15 protein-coding genes and 1 pseudogene are annotated in these 17,203 nt (G+C 73.3%); 3 read left to right on the top strand and 13 right to left on the bottom strand.

The window, feature by feature from the left end; all coding sequences use genetic code 11:
• Nucleotides 1–855: 855 nt before the first annotated feature.
• From pheT to G7070_RS14185, 9 genes and pseudogenes are all read right to left on the bottom strand, one after another.
• Nucleotides 856–3,416 (bottom strand): annotated as a pseudogene (gene pheT, locus G7070_RS14225) (phenylalanine--tRNA ligase subunit beta).
• Nucleotides 3,413–4,522, bottom strand: a complete 1,110-nt coding sequence (gene pheS / locus G7070_RS14220; protein ID WP_166234281.1) for a phenylalanine--tRNA ligase subunit alpha — start codon at nt 4,520–4,522, stop codon at nt 3,413–3,415. The pseudogene pheT and the gene pheS overlap by 4 nt, the downstream one beginning before the upstream one ends.
• 17 nt (nt 4,523–4,539) lie before the next feature.
• Nucleotides 4,540–5,376 (bottom strand): TrmH family RNA methyltransferase, encoded by an 837-nt coding sequence (locus G7070_RS14215; protein WP_166234280.1) that lies wholly within the window; start codon nt 5,374–5,376, stop codon nt 4,540–4,542.
• 110 nt (nt 5,377–5,486) lie between these two features.
• On the bottom strand, nt 5,487–5,852 hold the full coding sequence (rplT, locus tag G7070_RS14210) for a 50S ribosomal protein L20 (RefSeq protein WP_166234279.1): 366 nt from the start codon (nt 5,850–5,852) through the stop codon (nt 5,487–5,489).
• A gap of 40 nt (nt 5,853–5,892) precedes the next feature.
• On the bottom strand, nt 5,893–6,087 hold the full coding sequence (rpmI, locus tag G7070_RS14205; RefSeq protein WP_166234278.1) for a 50S ribosomal protein L35: 195 nt from the start codon (nt 6,085–6,087) through the stop codon (nt 5,893–5,895).
• Nucleotides 6,088–6,154: 67 nt separating this feature from the next.
• Complete coding sequence (infC, locus tag G7070_RS14200) at nt 6,155–6,856, bottom strand: translation initiation factor IF-3 (protein WP_166234277.1); 702 nt, start codon at nt 6,854–6,856, stop codon at nt 6,155–6,157.
• 234 nt (nt 6,857–7,090) lie between these two features.
• On the bottom strand, nt 7,091–7,885 hold the full coding sequence (locus tag G7070_RS14195) for a sigma-70 family RNA polymerase sigma factor (protein WP_166234276.1): 795 nt from the start codon (nt 7,883–7,885) through the stop codon (nt 7,091–7,093).
• A gap of 4 nt (nt 7,886–7,889) precedes the next feature.
• Complete coding sequence (locus G7070_RS14190; RefSeq protein ID WP_166234275.1) at nt 7,890–8,105, bottom strand: YgaP family membrane protein; 216 nt, start codon at nt 8,103–8,105, stop codon at nt 7,890–7,892.
• A 74-nt stretch (nt 8,106–8,179) separates the two neighbouring features.
• Nucleotides 8,180–8,695, bottom strand: a complete 516-nt coding sequence (locus G7070_RS14185; protein ID WP_166234274.1) for an SseB family protein — start codon at nt 8,693–8,695, stop codon at nt 8,180–8,182.
• Between the two features lie 60 nt (nt 8,696–8,755).
• Here G7070_RS14185 and G7070_RS14180 point away from each other — a divergent pair, with 60 nt between their 5' ends.
• From G7070_RS14180 to G7070_RS14170, 3 genes are all read left to right on the top strand, one after another.
• Nucleotides 8,756–9,265, top strand: a complete 510-nt coding sequence (locus G7070_RS14180; protein WP_166234273.1) for a hypothetical protein — start codon at nt 8,756–8,758, stop codon at nt 9,263–9,265.
• A gap of 72 nt (nt 9,266–9,337) precedes the next feature.
• Complete coding sequence (locus tag G7070_RS14175; protein WP_166234272.1) at nt 9,338–12,151, top strand: LuxR C-terminal-related transcriptional regulator; 2,814 nt, start codon at nt 9,338–9,340, stop codon at nt 12,149–12,151.
• A gap of 89 nt (nt 12,152–12,240) precedes the next feature.
• On the top strand, nt 12,241–12,720 hold the full coding sequence (locus G7070_RS14170; protein WP_166234271.1) for a DUF1269 domain-containing protein: 480 nt from the start codon (nt 12,241–12,243) through the stop codon (nt 12,718–12,720).
• A 6-nt stretch (nt 12,721–12,726) separates the two neighbouring features.
• Here the strand turns inward: G7070_RS14170 and G7070_RS14165 are convergent, their stop codons facing one another.
• The 4 genes from G7070_RS14165 to G7070_RS14155 all read right to left on the bottom strand — a co-directional run bounded on the left by G7070_RS14165 (nt 12,727) and on the right by G7070_RS14155 (nt 17,035).
• Complete coding sequence (locus G7070_RS14165; RefSeq protein WP_166234270.1) at nt 12,727–13,488, bottom strand: S1C family serine protease; 762 nt, start codon at nt 13,486–13,488, stop codon at nt 12,727–12,729.
• Between the two features lie 405 nt (nt 13,489–13,893).
• Nucleotides 13,894–14,790, bottom strand: coding sequence for an AbgT family transporter (locus G7070_RS19330; protein WP_206079817.1), 897 nt, complete (start codon nt 14,788–14,790; stop codon nt 13,894–13,896).
• A complete protein-coding gene (locus tag G7070_RS19325) occupies nt 14,787–15,545 on the bottom strand; it encodes an AbgT family transporter (RefSeq protein WP_206079816.1) in 759 nt (252 codons plus the stop codon). Before G7070_RS19325 ends, G7070_RS19330 begins: the two co-directional genes overlap by 4 nt.
• Nucleotides 15,545–17,035 carry a leucyl aminopeptidase family protein gene (locus G7070_RS14155; RefSeq protein ID WP_166234269.1) on the bottom strand — a complete coding sequence of 497 codons (1,491 nt, stop codon included), beginning with the start codon at nt 17,033–17,035 and terminating at the stop codon, nt 15,545–15,547. Before G7070_RS14155 ends, G7070_RS19325 begins: the two co-directional genes overlap by 1 nt.
• Nucleotides 17,036–17,203 lie beyond the last annotated feature (168 nt).

Raw genomic sequence — 17,203 nt, 5'->3', positions numbered from 1 at the left:
AACGGGGGCAACTGACCCGACCGGGGGCGACTCGTCACAAACGGGGGCGGCCCGTCACAAACGGGGGCGCCTCGTCGCAACCGCGGGCGGCTCGTCGCAGAAGGGGGCGACTCATCACAAGCGGGGGCGGCTCGTCGCAAAGGGGGCGCCTCGTCACAGCAGCGGGCGGCTCGTCGCAGAAGCGGGTTCAACGCGACGAGGTACGGCCAACACAGCCGGACCTCACTTCCAGTCGCCCCCTCTAGTGTCAGACGCCCCCGCAGGAACGGGGGCAACTGACCCGACCGGGGGCGACTCGTCACAAACGGGGGCGACTCGTCACAAAGGGGGCGCCTCGCCGCAGCAGCGGGCGGCTCGCCGCAGAAGCGGGTTCAACGCGACGAGGTACGGCCATCACAGCCGGACCTCGCTTCCAGTCGCCCCCTCTAGTGCCAGACGCCCCCGCAGGAACGGGGGCAACTGACCCGACCGGGGGCGACTCGTCACAAACGGGGGCGACTCGTCGCAACCGCGGGCGGCTCGTCGCAAGAAGGGGCGGCACGTCGCAGAAGGGGGCGGCTCGTCGCAAAAAGGGGCGGCTCGTCGCAAAAAGGGGCGGCTCGTCGCAAAAAGGGGCGGCTCGTCGCAAAAAGGGGCGGCTCGTCGCAAAAAGGGGCGGCTCGTCGCAAACGCGGGCGAACCGTCACAAACGGGGCCCCTCGTCACAAATGGGGGCGGCTCCGACCAGGGCGCCACACCCCGAGGGCGACTGGTCACCCAGCGGGCGACGCGCGGACGAGCGGGCTGCCCGTCCGAACGAGCGCCAGCGCCCTGGGCCGGCGCGGCGGCGTCCCGAGCAGGGACGCCGCCACGGGGCTACACCGCGCGCTGCTGGGCGCCCACCTGCTGGGTCGCGTGGGAGACCGCGGCGTCGCGGGCCGCGTTGACCTCGTCGGCGGTGAGCGTCCGGTCGGGGGCGCGGAACCGGAGAGCGAACGCCACGGACTTGTGGCCCTCGGGCACCGGCGCGCCGCGGTAGATGTCGAACAGCCGCACCGACTCCAGCAGGTCGCCGGCGCCGGCGACCAGCGCCGCTTCGAGGTCGGCGGCCGTCACGGACTCGTCCACGACGAGGGCGACATCCTCCTTGGCGACGGGGTGCGCCGAGACCGGAGGCAGCGATCCGGGGGCGCCGACGTGGGCCAGCAGGGCGTCCAGGTCGAGCTCCAGCGCCGCGGTCCGCGGCGGCAGGGAGAAGGCCTTGATGACCGCGGGGTGCAGTTCGCCCGCGTGCCCGATCACCGAGCCGTCCACGACGAGGGCCGCGCAGCGACCGGGGTGCCACGGGGCCGTGGCGTCGGCCCGGCGCTCCAGCCGGACGCCGACCGTGCGGGCCGTCAGTTCGGCCAGCCCGAGCGCCTGCTGCCAGCCCGCGGCCTGCGCCGCGCCGTCCCAGCCGGCCGGACGCCAGGCGCCCGCGACGACGGCGCCCAGGTGCCGCGGCTGCCGCGGCAGCGTCGCCTCGATCCCGGCGAGTTCCTCGGCGGTGGGACGCCCCGCGACGCCGGGCTCCGGCGTGGGCTCCTCACCGGCGTTGAAGAACACCCGGCCGGTCTCGACGAGCGCGAGGTCGTCGGCGCCACGGGAGGCGTTGCGCTGCAGCGCCCCGATCAGGCCCGGCAGCAGCGTCGTGCGCAGCAGCGGCGCGGTGTCGGCCAGCGGGTTGACCAGCCGCACGGCGGCGCGGCGCGGGTCGTCGGCGGGGACGCCCAGGGCGTCCAGGTCGGCCTCGGAGGCCCACGGGAACGTGAGCACCTCGACGAACCCGGCGGCGGCCAGCGCGCGGCCCAGCGCGCGGCGCGCGGACTGCTCGCGGGTCAGGCCGCGGCCGACCGGGGCCGGCGGCACGACCGAGGGCAGGTGGTCGTAGCCGACCTTGATGCCGACCTCCTCGACGTAGTCGTAGGGGTCGACGAGGTCGTAGCGCCACGTCGGCGGCGCTAGGGTGAGCGTGTCGCCGTCGCGGGCCACCGCGACGCCGGACGCCGTGAGCACCTCGACCGCCCGCTCGACCGGGACCGGCATCCCGAGCACCCGCTCGGGCAGGCGGCCGTCGATCGTCTGGCCGGGCATGGACGCGACGGCGCCGACGACGGTCTCGGCGACCAGCGTCCCGCCGCCGAGCTCGACGAGCAGGTCGGCGACGCGGCGGGCGGCGCTGTAGGCCGCGCCCGGGTCGACCCAGCGCTCGAAGCGCCGGGAGGCCTCGCTGCCGAGCTTGTGCCGGCGCGAGGTACGGGCGATGGCGACGGGGTCGAAATGCGCCGCCTCGATCACGATGCGGGTGGTGGTGTCGCGCAGTTCGGTGTCCTCGCCCCCCATGACGCCGGCCAGCCCGATGGGGCCGCGGTCGTCGGCGATCACCAGATCGGCGGCGTCCAGGGCGCGGTCCACGTCGTCGAGCGTGACGAGGCGCTCGCCGGGGGCGGCGTTCCGCACGACGATGGCGCCGCGCAGCGCGTCGGCGTCGTAGCAGTGGTTGGGCTGCCCGGTCTCGAGCATCACGTAGTTCGACACGTCGACGCTCAGCGACAGCGCGCGCATCCCCGCGGCGGCCAGCCGCTGCCGCAGCCAGTCCGGCGACGGTGCCGACGGGTCGAACCCCTCGACGGTCAGCGCGACGAACAGGTCGGCCCCCGCGGTCTCGAGGCGCACCGGGTACCCGCCCTCGTGGGCGGCCGGCGTCTCGAGCGCGACGACGTCGGTGTAGGCGACGCCGAGGGACTGCGCGGCCTCGCGGGCCAGGCCGCGGACGCTGAGGCAGTAGCCCATGTCGGAGGTGATCGGCATCTCCAGGACGTCGTCGACGACGCCCATCGCGTCCAGAGCGGGCGCACCGATGACCCACGGCTCCCCCGCCGCGTCGGCCTCACCGAGCACGATGATGCCGTCGTGATCGGATCCCAGCCCCAGCTCGTCCTCGGCGCAGATCATGCCGTCGGAGACGTGGCCGTAGGTTTTGCGCGACGCGATGCCGAAGCCGCCGGGCAGCTCGCTGCCGGGCAGCGCCACCACGACCAGGTCCTCGGGGCGAAGTTGTGGGCGCCGCACACGATGCCGCGCGGCCAGTACTGTCCGCCGTCGGCGACGACGGGCTCGGTGACCCCACCCTTGACCAGCGGCGCGGGCGCGTCGGCGGGCGCGTGCGCCGCTCCGGCGTCCACGTGGCACCAGCGGATGGTCTTGCCGTTCTTCTGCGGCTCGTCGGTGAAGCCCAGCACGCGCCCGATCACGACGGGGCCGGTGACGTCGCCGCCGATGGTCTCGACCGACTCCACCTCCAGCCCGGAACGGACCAGCGCCTCGCCCAGCTCGCGTCCGCTCAGCCCGGCGGGCAGCGCGGCGTACTCGGCGATCCAGCTCTTCGTCGCCCTCATCGGGCCTCTCCCTTCAGCGCCCGGCTGAACCGGACGTCGCCTTCGACCATGTCGCGCATGTCGGTGGCGTTGTTGCGGAACATCAGCGTGCGTTCGATCCCCATGCCGAAGGCGAAGCCCGAGTAGACATCCGCGTCGATGCCCGCGGCGCGCAGGACGCGCGGGTTGACCACGCCGCAGCCGCCCCACTCGATCCAGCCCTCGCTGCGGCAGGTGCGGCACGGGTTGTCGGGGTCGCCCACCGAGGCGCCGTGGCAGACGAAGCACTCCAGGTCCATCTCGGCGCTGGGCTCGGTGAACGGGAAGTAGTTGGGCCGGAACCGCATCGTCACGTCTCCGAACATCGACCTCGCCAGGTGCTCCAGCGTGCCCTTGAGGTGGGCCATCGTGATGCCCTTGTCGACGGCCAGCCCCTCGATCTGGTGGAACACCGGCACGTGGGTGGCGTCGAACTCGTCGGCGCGGTACACCTTGCCCGGGCACACCACGTACAGCGGCGGCTCGCGGTCGAGCATCGACCGGATCTGCACCGGGGACGTGTGGGTCCGCAGGACGCGGTGGCTGCCGGCCGGCGCCAGGAAGATGGTGTCGGACTCGCCGCGCGCCGGGTGGTCGGCGCCGATGTTGAGCGCGTCGAAGTTGAGCCACTCGGCCTCGGCCTCGGGCCCCTCGGCGACCTCCCAGCCCATCGCGACGAACACGTCAGCCATCAGGTCCATCAGGCCGGTGATCGGGTGGATCGCCCCCTCGGGCGCCAGCGCGACGGGCAGCGTCACGTCGACGGCCTCCGACGCCAGCGCGGCCTCCAGTTCGGACGCCTCGAGCTCGGCCTGCCGGGCGGCGAGCGCCTGGTTGAGCTGCCCGCGGGCGCGTCCGATGCGCTGCCCGGCGTCCTTGCGCGCGGCGGGCGGCAGGGCGCCGATCTCGCGGTTGGCCAGGGCGACCGGCGACTTCTCGCCCGTGTGCGCCAGGCGCGCCGCCTTCAGCTCCCCCGTCGTGCTGGCGGCGGCGAACGCCGCCAGCGCCTGCGCCACGGTCGCGTCCAGCGCGTCGGCGCTGAGCGCCGCGACCTGCTTGGGGTCGTAGTTGTCGTTCGGCCCGGACATGGGCCCTCCTTGTCGAGTCAGTTCGCGGCGGCGCGCTGCGCCGTGGCGGAGGTGTAGAGGCAGATCGCCGCGGCGGTGGCGAGGTTGAGCGACTCCGCCGACCCGTAGAGCGGGACGGCGACGCTGCGGTCGGCCAGCGCCAGGTGCTCGGTCGGCAGGCCCCACGCCTCGTTGCCCATCACCCAGGCGGTGGGGCGCGCGAGGTCGTCACCCACGTCGAGCAGCGTTGTGTCGGCCTCGCCGTCGGTCGCCAGCACCGTCAGGCCGGCCGCGCGGCAGGCGTCCAGGGCTGCGGTCAGCTCGACGCCGGTCACGATCGGCAGGTGGAACATGCTGCCCACGCTCGCGCGCACGACCTTGGGGTTGTGCAGGTCGACCGAGTCGGTCGACATGATCACGGCGTCGGCGCCGAACGCGTCGGCGCACCGGATCACCGTGCCGGCGTTGCCCGGGTCGCGGATCTGGGCGCACACGACCACGAGCCGCACGGGACGGCCGTCCTCACGCGGCGCGAGCGCCTGCTCCAGCGGGACGCCGACGGCGTTCGCGACAGCGGTCACGCCCTGGGGCGAGACGGTGTCCGACATGGTGGCGAGGTTCTGCTCGCTGACCGCGTACACCGGCACGCCGGTCTCGCGGGCCAGGGCGATGAGGTCGAGGTTGTCGTGGGCGTTCGCCCACCGGACGAACAGCCACTGCACGACGCCGGGGCGCTCAAGCGCCTCCCGGACGCCCTGGCGCCCCTCCACCAGGAACCGCCCGCTCGCGCGGCGCTCCTTGGCGCGCAGCAGCGCCCGCGCCTCCCGGAGGACGGCCTTGCTCGGCTCGTCCAGTTCCAGGCGTTCCTCGCTCATCGTTCTTCCCTTTCACCCAACGTCAACACCTTGCCACAGCGGACGGCACGCGAACGCGGCAGCACCCAGCCATGGCCGGGGCTGCCGCGCAGCGTCGAGATGTGCCCTGATCAGGCAGCCGCAGGCTGGTTCGCCTTGGCGAGCTCGACGAGAGTGGCGAAGGCCTTCTCGTCCGTCACGGCCAGGTCCGCCAGGATCTTGCGGTCGACCTCAACGCCAGCGGCCTTGAGGCCCGAGATGAATCGGTTGTACGTCATGCCGTTCGCGCGCGCAGCGGCGTTGATCCGCTGGATCCACAGCGAGCGGAAGTCGCCCTTCTTGTCCTTGCGGTGCGCGTAGCTGTACGTCGCGCTGTGGAGCATCTGCTCCTTGGCCTTGCGGTAGAGGCGCGAACGCTGCCCCCGGTAGCCGGACGCCTTGTCCAGCACCTCACGGCGCTTCTTCGCCGCATTCACTGCGCGCTTGACGCGAGCCATGATCGAATCTCCTTCTTAAATGCTTAGGTGGTGTGCCGGCTCACTTGCCGAGCAGCTTGCGCACGGCCTTGACGTCCGCGGGGCTCACGACGACGTCGCCGTCCAACCGGCGGGTGCGCTTGGTGGGCTTGTGCTCGTTGAGGTGCATCTTGCCCGCCTGGCGGCGCATGATCTTGCCGCTGCCGGTGACCCGGAACCGCTTCTTGGCACCGGAGTGCGTCTTCATCTTCGGCATGGTCGCCGCTCTCTTTCTTCTCGTGAACTCGCGTTCATGGGCCGAAGCCCGGTTCTGGGACGATCCCTTACAGGTCGATGTCGGGATCGAGGTTGTCGGCCGGCCCGCGCTTCTTCTTCGGCTCGGACTTGGCCTGGTGCGCGGCGCGCATGTCGGCCTGGACCTGCGCCTCGGCGTCCGCGTCGGCCTGCCGCTTGGCGGCCTTGTCGGCCTTCTCGGCCTTCTCCCACTCGCGGGCCTCGGCCTTCTTGCGGGTCGGGGCCAGCACCATGAGCATGTTGCGGCCGTCCTGGCGGGGCTGGGACTCGATGGTGCCGTCCTCGGCGACGTCCTCGGCCAGCTTCTTGAGCAGGTTGAAGCCCAACTCCGGGCGGCTCTGCTCGCGGCCGCGGAACATGATGGTGATCTTCACCTTGTCGCCGCCGCGGAGGAAGCGGACCACGTGGCCCTTCTTCGTCTCGTAGTCGTGGGCGTCGATCTTCGGGCGGAGCTTCATCTCCTTGATGACCGTGTTCACCTGGTTGCGGCGGCTCTCGCGCGCCTTCTGTGCGGACTCGTACTTGAACTTGCCGTAGTCCATGAGCTTGCAGACCGGCGGCCGGGCCATCGGGGCCACCTCGACCAGGTCGAGATCCGCCTCGCGCGCCAGGCGCAGGGCGTCGTCGATGCGGACGATGCCCACCTGCTCGCCGTTGGGGCCGACGAGGCGGACTTCGTTCACATGAATGCGCTCGTTGATGCGCGGTTCAGTGCTGATGGGTTCCTCCATAAGTGTGAAACGGGTGTTCGATACACGAAAAAGGCCCCCGCGCGACGCGGAGGCCCAAGCCGACGGCGCTCACCCGGACCTGGATCCGGGGCACCTGGAACCTGCCGACACGAGGTCGATCAGGTGGGAGACTTGGAGACTCCGCTTGTCGAGGACGCACCCTTCCGGGTGGTCGAACCTCTCCATACTATCGGATCCGCCCGTCGATCCCCAACCCGGCGTCCCCGCCGCGCCTCATGCGGACGCGTCGGTCCCGGACACCAGGTCGCGCAACCGGTCGGCGACCTCGTCGGAGATGACGGCGTCCGCGGCGCGCAGGTGCGACACGGCACCCCGCGAGGCGACCAGCGCCGAGTACAGCGGCGGGCAGGTCGGGCAGCCCTCCAGATGCGTCTCCAGCGCGCGCGCCGCGTCGTGGTCCAGGTGAGCGTCGAGGTAGTCCGAGACCAGCGCGCGAGCGTCCCAGCAGTCCATTGGTACGCCCTTCGTCGCGCGTCGTCGTGCATCGGCACCGGCCAGGGCGTCCACCAGCATCATCCGGCCCCGCCGGATCCGCTGCTTGGCCGCCGGCAGGCTCACCCCCTGGACCTCGGCGACCTCCGCGCCGGTCAGGCCTTCCATGTCGTGCAGGACGACGGCGCTGCGGTAGCGGACCGGGAGACGCGTCAGCGAGTCGCGCAGGGCCCCCGCCTCGCCGGCCCGGAGCGCGACGACGGCGGCGTCCACCGTGTAGTCGGACTCGCGCCACCGGCTCTCCACGGCGTCCCACAGGTCACCGCCGGGCACCTCGCGCTGCCGACGCAGGTGATCGACGAACGCGTGGTGCAGGATCCGGTGCAGCCACGTGCCCAGCGCGGCGTCGCCGCGGAAGGTGTGCCCGTGCTCGAGCGCCTTGAGCAGCGTGGTCTGCACCAGGTCGTCGGCGGTGACCGGGTCGGTGATCGCGCGGGCGTACCGGAGCAGCGCCGGGATGCGGTCCGCCAGGTCGTCGCCGAGCCCGACCGGGCCGCCGTCCTCCTGCACGCTCATCGCATCAGCTCTCGCTCGGCTGCCGCGGCACCGGGCAGGTGCTGACGCCCAGCACCCGGTACAGCGGGCACCAACCCACGGCCGCGGTCACCAGCAGCACGGCGCCGACCACGTACAGCAGCACCGCCGGGACGCCGCCGGCGAGGATCCCGCCGACGATCGCGACCACGCCCAGCGCCGCACGGATGCCTCGGTCGATCGGCCCTTCGTTCCGCCTCATGTCGCTCTCCTTCCGCCGGGGGACGTTCCGTCCGACACCTCATGGACGTCGGATCCCCCGGCAGGGATACAACCTCAGGACCCGGCGGTCTCCGCGTCCGGGTCCCGGAACATCCAGCCGAAGCCGCCGTCGGGGAGCTCCACGAGGCGGCGCCCCTGGGCCAACTCGTCGATCAGGCCGCGCTCGATGACCAATGGGTGCGGGCCGGGCAGGTCGATGAGGACGGCCATGGAGCCGGTCTGGATCGCGGTGGCCGCCACGTCGTCGAGCGTGCAGGGGACGGGGCGGGCCTTCGGGTTCCAGGAGGTCAGCGCGTCCAGCCCCGTGAAGACGGGGACCGCGGTGTCGCCGGCGGCCGAGCGCACCAGGACGGCCGCCATCTCGGCGTGCCGGTCGGGGTCGGGGGCGTCGCCGCCCTCGTCCCCCTCGGCGACGATCGGCAGCAGCAGCCGCGCGGTGCACAACGCGGCGACCGCGCGCGGATAGTTCTGCTCGCCGTCGTAGGCGCGGGCCAGGATCGCGCGCAGGGCGGGATCCGGCTCGCCACGGTCTCCGGCGAAGGCTGCGTTCGGCTGTCCCAGCGTCCTCATGGCCTCCACGCTCGCACACGTGCGGCGCCGGGCCCAAACGGACCCCGTACGCTTGCGGGCATGGACCCGAACCTCACCCATCTGATCATCGCCGGGGTGGCCACCGTCGCGTGCGTCATCGTCACCGCGGTGATCTGGAAACGCGCCCAGGTGAAGACCGTCTTCTGGTGGATCGGGTTGACCCTGCTGCCGATGGCGATCTACCTCGCCGGGCTCGGCGGCGCGGCGGAGGGCGCGGCCCGCACCCTGTACTCCTGGTGGAACGGGCTCGACTTCACCCCGATGGAGTGGGTCGGCCTCGTGCTGGCCGGCCTCGGCACCCTGTTGCTGCTCGGCAGCCGGCTGATCCCGTCCGAGTCCGCCAAGGACCGGCGCGAGCTCGCCAAGTCCGAGCGCAAGGCGGCGCGCACCGCCCGGAGCGGCTCCACGGGCGGCGCCCTCGAGCCGCGGCCCGCGGCACCCGCAGCCCCTGCGGCGCCACCCGCCCCCGCGCAGAAGGGCGGCGCGCCGGCGCAGGACTCGGAGTTCGACGAGATCAGCGAGCTGCTGCGCAAGCGCGGCATCAACTGAGCGCGGCCCCTCCGCTCCCCCACCCCGGGCAGTCCCTGCCCAATTCATCCCCGGACGGGGTATCCTGCGGCCATGGCAACGGCGCCGTGCCCGGAACCCCAGGGTTCCGCGGAGCCCCGCGTCTCGACGCGGGACGGAATGCACGTCGATCCCGCGCTCCGCGCCGCGATCGATGACGAAGATCCGCTAGCCCCCGACGGACCCGACGGTATTCGGCGCGCCCGCGCGACGACGGTCGTCCCGCCCGGGCCGGCCAACCCGCCGCCGCACGACGGCGTGCCGTTCCCCGGCGACGCGCGGACGAGCCGCGCGAGCATCCCGAGCTTCCACACCCCGATCGTGCCGCGCCCGCGGATCGACGCCCTCCTCGACGAGGTGGTGCGCCACCCGGTCACGCTGGTCCTGGGCGGTTCGGGCACCGGGAAGACCGTGGCTCTGGCGGAGTGGGCGCGGGCCGGAACACCCCACGGCCCCGTGTGCTGGGTGTCGCTGACCGGGCGCGACGCGACGCCGGCGCGCCTCGTCCGGCTCGTGCGCGAGGCCGCCGCCGCCACGCTCGGCGACTCGGTGATCCCCGCGGGTGAGTCGGCCGACGCGCTCGGCGACCTGCTCGAGGCCATGGCCGGACGCGGCGCGGTCCTCGTCCTGGACGACTGCGACCTCGCCTGCAACGACGAGGCGGCCGACGAACTGGAGAACGTGCTGCGACGCCCGCCGCTCGGCCTGCACCTGGTGCTGCTGGCGCGCCGGCGTCCCCCGTTGTCGCTGCACCGGCTGCGGGTGGCCGGCGAACTGGGCGAGGTGCACGTCACCGACCTGACCTTCACCGTGGACGAGGCCGACGACCTGTTCCGCTCGCGCGGGTTCACGCTGCCCCCGGTCGAGGTGCAGCGCCTCACCGAGGCCACCGGCGGCTGGCCGGCGGCCCTGGCGCTGAGCGCGCTGTCGCTGGGGCGCGCCCGCGACCCGCTGCAGGCGGCCTCCCGGTTCACCGGACGCGACCCACTCGTCCGCTCCTACGTCGTGGCCGAACTCGACGGGCTGGAGCCGCGACAGCGCGACACCCTGCTGTTCACCAGCGTCGTGGACGCCGTCAACGCCCCGCTCGCGGCCGCGCTCACCGCGGACCCCGGCGTCGCGGACACGCTCGGCGCGATGACGCAGGCGAACTACTACGTGGCCGACGAGCGCGGCTGGTGGCATCCCCAACCGCTCGTGCTGGAGGCCCTGCGCGCCCACCTGGTGCGCACCGCGCCCCTGCGGGCCAGCGAACTGTCACGGCGCGCGGCCGCCTGGTTCGAGGAGCAGGGCGACCTGGAGCGCGCGGTCGACAGCGCGGTCGCCTCGCAGGACTGGGACCTGGTCGCCGGGCTGGTCCTCGACGCGGTGGCGGCCAACGTGCTGCAGGTGCGCGGGCTCCCGATCCCGCTGCGGCTCTCCGACGTCCCGGCACCCGTGGTCCTGGGACGGGCGCAACTCCAGCTGGCGCTGGCGCACGAGGCCGCGCAACACCGCGACCACGCGACCGCCTCGGCCCGGCTGCGCTGGGCCTCGACGCTCATCCCGGCCATGCCCGACCGCGAACGTGCGGTCGCGGTCGTGTGCCACGCGGCGATCCAGGCCGGCGTCGCACGGTGCCGCGGGGACGCCCCCGCGCTGGTGGAGGCGTCCGAGCGGGCCCTGTTCGAGGCGAGCCGCCTCGAGGCGGGCGTGCTCGCCCGCGTCGGCGACCTCGGCGCGGTCCGCCGCCTGCTCTCGGTGGGCGAGCTCTGGTCCGGCGACGCTCAGACCGCGCTGGACCTGCTGGAGTCCCTCACCGGATCGGCGGCGAGCGGCGGCACCGAGGCCGCGCGTCCGGACGCGTTCTGGAACGGCCTGCGCGCACTCGCGCTCACCGAGATGGGCCGGCTGCGGCGGGCCAGGCGGCACGCCGAGGACGCCGTCGCCGAGGGCCGGCGCGCCCGCCCCGGACAGGCGGCGATGGGCTGGCTGGCGCTCGCCCGGATCGCGCTGCTGCAGGGCGACCCTGCGCTCGCCGCGACCGCCGTCACCCAGGGCCAGATGTCCAACCGCGAGGAGGATCCGTTCGTCTCGATCGCCTTCCGGCTCGCCGAGGCCGATCGCCGCCTCGAGACCGACGAGGTCGCCCGCGCCGAGGCCATCCTGCGCGAGGTCGAGCGCCGGCTCGCCCGCGGCACCAAGCCCGCGCTGAGCCGGCTGCACACCGCGCTGCGCGTCGAGGCGGAGCTGGCGCGCCGATCGGTCGACCGGGCCCAGGACCTGCTCGACCGCGCGCGCGAGCAGGGCCGCCTGCCCGCCGACCTGCTGCTCGTGGCGTCGCGCACCGCTCGGGCGCGGCGCCGCCCCGGCGAGGTCGAGGACCTGGTCGCCCCGCTGCTGGGTCGCGACGACTCCGTGGCCGGCGAGGCGTGGGTGGAGCTCGCGCTGGCCGCGGACGCGTCCGGCGAGGAGCACCGCTCGCTGATGGCCTTCGCCCGCGCCCTCGACCTGGCCGCGACCGAGGGCCTGATGCGTCCCTTCCTGCGGCACGACCCGCGCGTCGGCGTCCTGCTGGCCCACCACGCGGCCGTCGTGGGGACGCACCCCGACCTGGTCGAGTGGCTGATGGACGCCCGCGCGGAGGACCCCGAGCCGCCCGTGCCGGCGCAGGTCGAGGCGGTGACCCAGCGCGAGCGGGTCGTGCTCGCGTACCTGGCCACGATGCGCTCCAACGACGAGATCGCCGACGAACTCGGCATCTCGGTCAACACGGTGAAGCAGCACCTGAAGTCCATCCATCGCAAGCTCGGCGTCACGTCGAGACGCGACGCGGTGCGGATGGCGAGGCGGCTCAACCTCGTCCCCCGCGGCCAGCCCGGCTCCTGATCGGCGCCACCCCCACCGGGTGATGTGCACCGGCGAGGGGCGACACAGGCTGGCTGCGGACCGCCGCCGGGCGGCCGGGAAGGAAGCGAATGTCCGAGTTGATCATCATCGGCTACGACGAGGAGACGGTGGCGGGGCGCGCGTACGAGCGCGTGCTGGAGTTGCAGCGCGACTTCATCCTCGACCTGTCGGGAGTGGCCCTCATCCGGGTGGACGTCGACGGCAAGAAGCACGTCGACACCCCCTCGCGGATCGTGGGTGGCTCCGTGGCGTCCGGCGCCCTGTGGGGGATGCTGTTCGGCCTGCTGTTCCTCAGCCCCGCCATCGGCATGCTGCTCGGAGGGGCCTGGGGGGCGCTCGTCGGACGCCTGGGCCAGTCCGGGATCGACCGCTCGTTCAAGGAGCGCGTCGACGGGATGCTGGAGCCCGGGCACGCGGCGGTCGTGATCCTCGCCCGCAAGGTCACCGACGACAAGTTCGCGGCCGGTATGAGCGAGTTCGGCGGCACCGTACTGCAGACCTCGCTGTCGGAGGAGGACGAGCTCGCGCTCGTCGACGAGCTGGCCTGAGGCCGCTCAGGCGCCCGGGGCCTCGGCCAGCGTCACCCACGCCGTGCCCCGGGCGCCCTGGCGCAGGATCGTGAGCTCGACCGGATCGCCCACGGCCGCGGTGGCCAGGAGCCTGCCCTTGGTGAACGAGGTGGCCGGCCCGCCCCCGATCGCCACGATCGCGTCGCCCGGCGCGACGCCGGCCTTCGCGCCCGGCCCACCGGCGGTGACCCCCTGGACGAACAACCCGCCCTCGACGCCGGGCGGCAGCACCTCGGCGGGGATCTCCCGCAGCGTCAGACCCAGCCACGGGTGCGTGGCGCGCCCGTGCTGGACCAATTCGTCGGTGATGCGACGCACGGTGCCGGCGGGCACCGCGAAGCCGATGCCGACGTTGCCCCCGCCCGCCGTGCCCGAGGCGTCCGGCACCGTCGCGATGACGGTGTTGATCCCGACGAGGCGGCCGGCGCAGTCCACCAGCGGCCCGCCCGAGTTCCCCGGGTTGATCGACGCGTCGGTCTGGATCGTCCCGGCCAGCACCGTGGTGCCCCCGGACGCCGTCGGCGCGCTGATGTCGCGGTCCAGGGCGCTGACGATGCCGCTGGTGACCGTGCCGGACAGGCCCAAGGGGGCGCCCAGGGCCACGACCTGCTGGCCCACGCTCAACGCCGTCGGCTCGCCGAGTGCGACCGTGGGCAGGTCGGTGGCCTCGACGCGCAGCACCGCCAGGTCCGTCTTGGCGTCCGTGCCGACCAGGGTGGCCTCCTCGGTCTCGCCCGAGGACAGCACGACGCTGAGGCGGCCGCCCCGGCGGCGGCCGCGGCGATCACGTGGTCGTTGGTGACGATGGTGCCGTCCCGGGTCAGGATCGCGCCGCTCCCCGAGCCGTTGCCGACGGCGCCGTCCACCAGGACGGTCACCACCCCCGGCAGCACCGAGCGCGCCACCCCGGCCACGTCGCAGGTGTCGGGGGCGACCGCCCGGCCCAGCCCGTAGACCGCTCCCCCGCCCACGCCGCCCGCGACGAGCGCGGTCCCCACCAGCAGCGCGCCCACCCGGCGCCCCGCGCGGGGCTCCCGGGGCGACGCACCTGCCGCGGGCACCGCCGACGGCGCCGCCGGGCCCGGGCGGGGCTCAGGCGGCGCCGTCGCGCCGGCGTCGTGCGCCGTCATCGCGGCGCCCCGGGTGCCGGCATCACGGCATCGAGGTCGGGTAGCCCGGGCCCAGCGGAATGCCGAGCACGAACCACACGATGAACAGGACCGTCCACACGAGGAAGATCGCGATCGAGTAGGGCATCATCAACGCCACGACCGTGCCGATGCCCGCCTTCTTCTGGTACCGCTGCGCCACCGTCGCGATGAACGGCAGGTAGACCATCAGCGGCGTCAGCGCGTTCACCGGGGAGTCGGCGACGCGGTAGGCCGCGAGCAGGGTCTGGGGCGCCACCCCGAGCCGCATGAACAGCGGCACGAAGATGGGGGCGAAGATCGCCCACTTGGGCAGGGCACCCGGCATGATGAAGTCGAGCAGGGTGATGACCACGATGAAGCCCAGCAGCAGCGGCACCGGCCCGATGTCGGCCCGGCCGAGCATCTCCGCCAGCGAACCCGCCAGCACCGCCGGCATGTTCGTCCAGTTGAAGTAGGCGATGAACTGGGCGATCATCAGCAGCATCAGGACCATGCCGGCCAGGCCGGAGAACGTCTTGGTGATGGCGGCGATCACGTCGCCGCTGCCCTTCATCGTCCCGGCGCCGGCGCCGTAGGCGACGCCCGCGACCCCGAACAGCATGGTGATGATGAACAGCAGGCTGTCCATGAACGGCGTGTTCCCGATGATCGCGCCGGACTCCGGATCGCGCAGCGGCGCCCCGGGCAGCAGTGTCGCCAACGCCACGACGACCGTGACCACGAGGAACGCGATCAGGGCGAAACGCGACCCGCGGCGGTCGGCCTCGGGCGCGACCTCGAGCGTCTCCTGATGCCCGAACGACCCCTCCTCGGGTTCCCAGGGGCCCAGGCGGGGCTCCACGATCCGCTCGGTCACCACCGCGGCGACGAACGCCAGGATGAACGACATCGCGATCATGAAGTAGTAGTTGGCGACGATCGTGATCGGCTCGCCCCCGCCAGCGCGATCGCCTCGTTCGCGACCTCGGTGATCATGGCGTCCACGGGCGTGGGCGACAGGTTGACCATGAAGATGACCGCCACGCCCGCGTAGCCGCTCGCCAGGCCGGCGAGCGGGTGCCGGCCGACGCTGGCGAAGGCCGCGGCGGCGAGCGGGATGAGGATCAGGTAGCCGGCGTCGGACGCGACCGACGAGAGGACGCCGACCAGGATGAGCAGGAAGCTCAGCGCCCAGCGCGGGGCCGAGCCCACCAGCTTGCGGATCAGCGAGCCGAGCAGCCCCGACTCCTCAGCGATGCCGGCGCCGAGCATCGCGATGAACATCACCGCGATGACGCCGAACCCCGCGAAGTTGTCGACGAACGAGGAGAAGATGAACCGGAGCCCGTCGACCGACAGCAGGCTGCGGATCTCGACCGTCTGCTCGACGATCGTCCAGTCCTCGCCGTAGGCGGGCGGGACCACGACGCCCGGCTGCGTGGTGTCCTCGAAGTGGTCGAGCTGGACCACCCCGTCCACGACCGGCACCGTGATCTTCTCCGTGATGCCCACCCCGGCCAGGTTCAACAGCCAGGACAGGACGATGACGAGCAGGACCAGGTAGGCGAACATGAGGGCGGGGGCGGGCACCTTGTTGCCGATCTTCTCGATCGCGCCCAGGAACCCCCCGCCCGGCTCCTCGGAGACCTCGACCTCCGGGGAGGCTTCCGCCATCAGAGCACCCCCGCATCGAACCGCATCGCCAGGTCGACGAGCAGGCGCGCGCCGAACCCGGTCGTGCCCTGGTTGTGCCAGCGCTGCGCGCGCTCGGACTGGGCGGTCCCCGCGATGTCCAGGTGCGCCCACGGGCGGTCCTTGACGAAGGTCTCCAGGAACAGCGCGGCGGTGATGGCGCCCGCGTTGGGGCCGCCCATGTTGCGGATGTCGGCGATCGGCGAGTCGAGCTCGGCCCGGTACCGGCGGTCCAACGGCAGCTCCCACACGGGCTCGTCGACCCGGTCGGCGGCGGCCTTCACCATCGTGATCAGCCCGTCGTTGTTGCCCAGCACGGCCGCGATCTCCATCCCCAGGGCGCGCATCGCGGCCCCGGTCAGGGTCGCGATGTTGACCACGGCGTCCACCGGCTCCTCGGTGGCCAGGACCAGCGCGTCCGCCATCACCAGGCGCCCCTCCGCGTCGGTGTTGGTGACCTCGACGGTCCGGCCGTCGCGCATGACGATGATGTCGCCCAGGCGCATCGCCTTGCCGCCGGGCATGTTGTCGGTGCACATCAGGTAGCCGGTGACGGCCGTGGTGCAGCCCAGATCGCGCAGCGCCGTCATGGCGCCCAGGATGGCGGCGGCGCCGGTCATGTCGTTCTTCATCGTGGCGTGCACCGCGTCCGCCGGCTTGAGCGCCAGGCCGCCGGAGTCGTACATGATGCCCTTGCCGACCAGGGCGACGTGCCCGGTGGGCTTGGCCGGCTCGTAGCGCAGCTTGATCATCACGGGCGGTTCGTGGCTGCCCAGGTTGACCCCCAGCAGGCCGCCGAGGCGCATCTCGACGAGTTGCTCCTCGTCGAAGACCTCGACGGTCAGCCCGGCGCGCTCGCCGTACTCCTGGGCGACCTCGCCCAGGCGGGTCGCGGTCAGGATGCCGCCCGGCGTCCCGGCCAGGTCGCGGGCCAGCTCGGCCGCGGCGAGGGTGACGTGGCCGCGGGTGAGGCCGTCCTGCAGGGCGTCGTGGCGCGCCGCGTCGGCGATGAGCGTGAGGTTCGTCAGCGCGGTGGTCTCGGCGTCGCTCCCGATCCGGTGCACGTAGCGGGCCAGCGCCGCGCCCTCGAGCAGCGCCGCGGAGACCTCCTCATCCGGCAGCCCGGTCTCCGGGACGACGATCGCGAGTTCGCCGACCCGCATGACGGCGCGCGCCGCGGCGGCCGCGGCGTCGCGCAGCGCGGCCGTGGAGACCTCCGCGCGCGGCCCGGCGCCGACCGCGATGAGCAGCGGGCCCTCGCTGGTCGGGAGGGTCAGGGCCGAGCCGGTCGCGCCGCTGAAGCCCAGCAGTTCGGACCGCTCCGGCCCGATGCCCGTGATGGCCGGCAGCTCCTCGCCGGCGAAGACCAGGTGGGCCACCGCCTCCGCGCCGCCGGGGACGGCGTCCCCGATCGCGGTGGCCAGGCTGCGGGCGGGAAGGGTGAAGCGTGGGTACGGAGCTGGGTGCGCCATTGGTTTCCATTCGATAGGTCGCCCGGACCCCATGCCCGGGCATGCGTGTAGTGGCTTGTCACGATGCTAAAAGTCGCGGCCGTCGCGAACATCACCCAACGGGGGTGATGTGCCGGGGGTGGGCCGGGAAGCACGCTGGAAGACCGTGGACGGGCGGCCGTCCTGGGC

This window comes from Propioniciclava coleopterorum (genome assembly GCF_011393335.1).
Classification (GTDB): domain Bacteria; phylum Actinomycetota; class Actinomycetes; order Propionibacteriales; family Propionibacteriaceae; genus Propioniciclava; species Propioniciclava coleopterorum.
Note: the sequence above shows the minus strand (reverse complement) of the source record. Positions and strands in the feature narration are given on the sequence as shown.